General features: G+C 57.5%; 4 protein-coding genes. 3 read left to right on the forward strand and 1 reads right to left on the reverse strand.

Annotation, left to right across the window (positions count from 1 at the left end; genetic code table 11):
• Window positions 1-575: 575 nt before the first annotated feature.
• Entirely contained in the window at window positions 576-941 is a 366-nt protein-coding gene (locus tag IFT54_RS20975) for an NUDIX domain-containing protein (protein WP_342354879.1), read from the reverse strand.
• Window positions 942-1,162: 221 nt separating this feature from the next.
• Here IFT54_RS20975 and IFT54_RS20130 point away from each other — a divergent pair, with 221 nt between their 5' ends.
• The 3 genes from IFT54_RS20130 to IFT54_RS20140 form a co-directional block, all read left to right on the forward strand.
• Window positions 1,163-1,339 carry a resolvase gene (locus tag IFT54_RS20130; RefSeq protein WP_192071978.1) on the forward strand — a complete coding sequence of 59 codons (177 nt, stop codon included), beginning with the start codon at window positions 1,163-1,165 and terminating at the stop codon, window positions 1,337-1,339.
• 12 nt (window positions 1,340-1,351) lie between these two features.
• On the forward strand, window positions 1,352-2,131 hold the full coding sequence (locus IFT54_RS20135) for a helix-turn-helix domain-containing protein (protein ID WP_192071979.1): 780 nt from the start codon (window positions 1,352-1,354) through the stop codon (window positions 2,129-2,131).
• Between the two features lie 215 nt (window positions 2,132-2,346).
• Window positions 2,347-2,495 (forward strand): recombinase family protein (locus tag IFT54_RS20140; RefSeq protein WP_192071980.1); only part of this gene is annotated, 149 nt, incomplete at its 3' end.

A 2,495-nucleotide genomic window follows, 5' to 3' on the forward strand; every position in this document is an offset into this window, starting at 1 on the left:
GCCGTCGCGCTCGCGGCCACCGTCATCTTCTGGCTATGACAATGAGTCCTGACCCTAGAGCATTTTGTAATTCTGTAGAGGTGTCGTTCGCGAAAGCTCCTACAGTCCAGCTCGTCATACTTTCGCCTGATCGCTCGACTAACCTCATAGTGGCTGAGTCGGAGAAACTGGTAACACAGAACCTGTTTTGTTGATAGACGACAAGCTTGTCTGAGCGTATTATGCTGATGGGATTTGAAAGACGAAAACCACTCGTCTCTTTAACTTGTGTGGTAGGTGATGCATTAGCCGGAACCACCATAACCAGCAAAAGATACGGTCCAACGCCGGTCGCCAGCGATTTGCTGCGAACCTTCATTCTACTACCTTTATCGCTTTCACGATGCCCTCCTTCAGTCACCCGTAACACGGTGAACGAGTGTCCGCTATCAAGGAGGCCGTAAGCGATCAGGAACGTCCAGATGTGGGCGCTTTCTACCGACCCGATGTTCCCGATAAGGAACGGCGATCGAGACTGCCAAGCCTTTCCCAATAGGATCGGGGAATGGGAATCCGGTTCGCCGGAACCCAGTAACCTACCAAGCGCCGCTGCCCGTCGCCCCGGATCGATATTCACTAATGCGACGAACCGTAGCAGCCGACGTGGAAGAGGGTACTTGATCGAGAGAAAACCACCGCGCTTCCTCTATTTCCATCAAATCCGCCTTCTGCAAGTCGCTTGAGGCATCTGAAACAGTTCGCGCAGCATAGATGATGATGTGATCGTCCTTTGCCTCGCGTTGACTGTGATAAACGCCAAGCGCACGTTCGATCTTTGGGCCTACAACCGCGACCTCCTCTTCGAGTTCCCGAAGCAGTGCTGCTTCGATGCTCTCCCCTTTTTTGACCCCGCCACCTGGAAGATACCATGCATCAGTGTAGGTATGGCGAACGAGCGCTATGCGGTCGTCTTAATCCAAAAGAACTCCGCGGACGCCGATGGTTCGCGGCTTGGTGACTTTCCCTCCTATGCCGATTCTATCTGACGACGAACGGTAGCACCTCCGCAGATTAGCGTCCTCTCGCAAACGATCCTATTTCGAGAACTGAGGCTGCCTTGAGTCGCGTCGCAAAAGGGGTCCCTTTCGCATCATGAGTGGACCCAACACGTCGGGAGGAACATGTGAAACTCGTACGTAAGCAGCCGAGGCGCCGGCCGATAGAAGCGGACAAGGTCAGCGCGGCACTCAAGCTGGCGGCGGCGAGCGTGCCTTCCGCAGAAGTCGCGCGGCAGCTTGGGCTCGGCAGGTCGACCATCTACCAAGAGATGAAGCGGGTCAGCATGGCGCGGCCGGCGTAGGATCCGTTAGCTATGCCACTTGGCAATCCGGTCGCCCTGAGCAAGCGTGAGAGAGAAGTGCTGCGCCTGCTTCTGGTCGGCCACGACGCGAAGTCCATCGCTCGCACGCTTGGCCTGTCGGTGCACACGGTCAACGATCGGCTGCGCGAGGCTCGCCGTAAGCTGGGTGTGTCGAGCAGCCGCGAGGCTGCTCGACGCTTGGCGGAGATGGATGGCGCTGATCCCAATTCTGTCGTGCCCAAGGAGTTCGGGCATGCCGAGGTCGCTCCAAGTCCAGAGAGAACCGACGCTCCAGCCGTGCCGCGATCCGCGCAGCATCGTCTGGCGTGGTTTACCGGAGGAATGCTCATGATGTCCCTTGTCATCGCAGTCGTTGCGCTCTCGACCTTGGTCGGTGGTCTGAACAGTACGCAGGCGCCCGCCCCGAGCGTTCCATCAGTTTCGCCTCCTCTTGAAACCGAGGCCTCATCAGCAGCACGCAAATGGGTCGATCTGCTTGATGCCAGCCAGTGGGATGCCAGCTGGCGAGCGGCTGCCAAGGTGTTCCAAAGCTCCATTACCTCGGCCCAGTGGGAGGCGAGTAACCAGTCTGTTCGCGAGCCACTTGGCCGGGTTTCATCGCGCATCCTGCAAAGCGCGGTGCAGACCAAAACGTTGCCCGGCGCGCCGGCAGGGGATTACCAGGTGCTACAATTCCAAACTCGCTTTGCCTCAAAGCCTGAAGGGGTAGAGACCGTGGTGCTCTCCCACGAAAATGGAAGCTGGCGGGTTAGTGGGTACTTCATTCGCTGATTATGGCGTTACGATTACCATCGTCCGGCGCGAACGCCGCCAACTAGCGGTTGATGGCCGGACGTCCGCTTCGCCCAATCTCGGACGCTGCGATAGCATGTCATTCACCGCCTAGACGACGTGCTAATTAGCTCTGACAGGCCGTGCCAATCAGCGCTGACACTTACAGAAATCAGTGGGTTGGCCGTTGCAAAAGGCTGTAGCAAAACGATCGGATAAAAATTGGCTATGCACGGGTCTCGTCCGGAGAACAGAACCTCAACCTTCAACGCGATGCGCTAACCGCTGCCGGCTGCAGCATGATCCACGAGGACGAGGGTGTTTCAGGTGTTGCACGTCGGCGTCCTGGGCTCGACCAAGCGCT

The organism is Sphingomonas sp. CFBP 13714 (assembly GCF_014842205.1).
GTDB classification, from domain to species: Bacteria; Pseudomonadota; Alphaproteobacteria; order Sphingomonadales; family Sphingomonadaceae; genus Sphingomonas; species Sphingomonas aerolata.

Coding starts and splice junctions, on each gene's coding strand:
- IFT54_RS20135 (WP_192071979.1), top strand. CDS start 1,352: ATGCCACTTGGCAATCCGGTCGCCCTGAGCAAGCGTGAGAGAGAAGTG.